The organism is Gammaproteobacteria bacterium, assembly GCA_003696665.1.
In the GTDB taxonomy this organism is placed as follows: domain Bacteria; phylum Pseudomonadota; class Gammaproteobacteria; order Enterobacterales.
Genome location: RFGJ01000382.1, coordinates 1 through 1,850 on the forward strand (window position 1 = coordinate 1; position 1,850 = coordinate 1,850).

At 55.4% G+C, this 1,850-nt stretch carries 2 protein-coding genes; one reads left to right on the forward strand and one right to left on the reverse strand.

What is annotated here, in order from left to right; genetic code table 11:
• Nucleotides 1–197: Fic family protein (locus D6694_09850; protein RMH40645.1), on the reverse strand; the 197-nt coding region annotated here is incomplete at its 3' end.
• Between the two features lie 317 nt (nucleotides 198–514).
• Here D6694_09850 and D6694_09855 point away from each other — a divergent pair.
• Nucleotides 515–1,675 carry a Fic family protein gene (locus D6694_09855; GenBank protein ID RMH40646.1) on the forward strand — a complete coding sequence of 387 codons (1,161 nt, stop codon included), beginning with the start codon at nucleotides 515–517 and terminating at the stop codon, nucleotides 1,673–1,675.
• The last annotated feature ends 175 nt before the right edge of the window (nucleotides 1,676–1,850 follow it).

Consider the following 1,850-nt stretch of genomic DNA (forward strand, 5'->3'; position numbering starts at 1 on the left):
ATCAGGTTGGAATAATAGCTGTTCATGGAACGGACCAGTTCGACAACCGCCCGCCTTGTGACCGGATGCAGAAACGAACTCAGGGCCGCCGAACGGCGGATCACCTCCACAGCCAGATCGGCCAGATTTGAATCGCCAACCGAAGGGAACAAGGGCTCCATTTCGGAGATGTTGCTGTACAGGAAAGCTTCGGTCATCCAGATCGCCCCAGCCAGTTATTGGCCGATTTTTTGGCCGATGTTGTTTTGAAAAATTATTCTAATTAGCCAAAGGTTAGCCGCAATACAACGGTTTTTCAAGTGAAATTTTGGCCGGTTCTATGGCCGATTTCTGATGACGCAAAAATTTTCGGGGTCAGAGAATTTCCGGGAGGCAAGATCTTGAATTGTGAATTGTAGGGCTCATCAAACCACCCTGAAAGCCCGAAACCTGCCCATGATAGCCACAAAAAATTTGCATTTGAGACGATTTGTGGCCATTATTGACTCAGAAATTGAGGCGATAAGGATGGTTAATGACTCACGAACCCCACTACATCTGGCAACATCCTTCCTGGCCGGACTTTCGCTGGGACGGCAAGGCGCTGATAAAAGCTCTTGGAGAGTGTCGGTTTCAACAAGGCTCCCTCCTGACGCAAATGCGCGAGTTGGGGATGGAGGTCCGCCAGCAGGCCCGGGCCGAAGTGCTGATTGAGGAAGCACTAAAAACATCCGCCATCGAAGGCGAAACACTCGACCCGAAAGCCGTGCGCTCATCCGTCGCCCGCCGACTTGACCTGCCAACAGCCGGCTTGCCGGACATCCGCGACCGCCACGCCGATGGCGTGGTCGCAATTTTGCTCGAGGCAACCCGGAACCACGACAGCCCGTTGACGGCCGAAAGGCTGTTCTCTTGGCATGCAGCGCTTTTTCCTACCGGATACTCCGGCCTGCGAAAAATCCGGGCTGCTGCCTGGCGCGACGACCGGGATGGCCCAATGCAGGTCGTTTCCGGCCCCGTGAGTCGGGAAAAGGTTCACTACGAAGCCCCTCCCGCCAAACAGGTGCCCCACGAAATGAAGCGGTTTTTACGCTGGTGGGAAGTAAGTCGCAGAAAAGAAGATGGTCTTCTGCGGGCGGCAATTGCCCATCTGTGGTTTGTCGCCATCCATCCGTTTGACGATGGCAACGGCAGGATTGCCCGCACCTTGACCGAAATGGCGCTGGCCCAGGACGAAGCCCTTGCGACCCGTTACTACAGCCTGTCCTCACAGATAATGGCCGACAGCGCTTCTTACTACGCCGTCCTCGAATGCATCAACAAGGGGAATGGCGAGATCACAGAGTGGCTGTTGTGGTTTCTCGACTGCATGACCAGGGCCATTCTGCGGTCAAACGGACTGCTGAACAATGTGCTGGCCAAGGCCCGCTACTGGCAGAGTCACTTTCAGACGGAACTCAACGAGCGGCAGCGCAAAGTCATCAACCGCCTCCTTGAGGCAGGCCCGGATGGTTTCGAGGGGGGCATGACCAACCGCCAGTACGCCAGCATGACACATGTCAGCCGGGCAACGGCACAAAGGGAGCTGGCTGATCTGGTCAAAAAAGGCATCCTGCGACAAAACCAGGCAAAAGGTCGAAACGTCAGCTACAGCCTTGTCTGGGAAGATTCCGTCCGCTTCCAGGAACCAAGATAGAGGGCAGCGAAAATTCACGATTCAAGACCTGCCCCCCCGGCGGGAATTGAGCCAGGTCATTTTTCTGGCAGAAAAGTTGCTCTATGATGCCGGGTCATGAGACATCTGCTGCGCAAAACCACCGCGCTGCGGCTGGCGGTGCAATGGATCTTTCTGGGCTGGTGCCTCTTTCTCG

Bases quoted from the DNA above. Each gene is read 5' to 3' on its own strand.
- D6694_09855 (RMH40646.1), top strand. From the start codon at position 515: ATGACTCACGAACCCCACTACATCTGGCAACATCCTTCCTGGCCGGAC.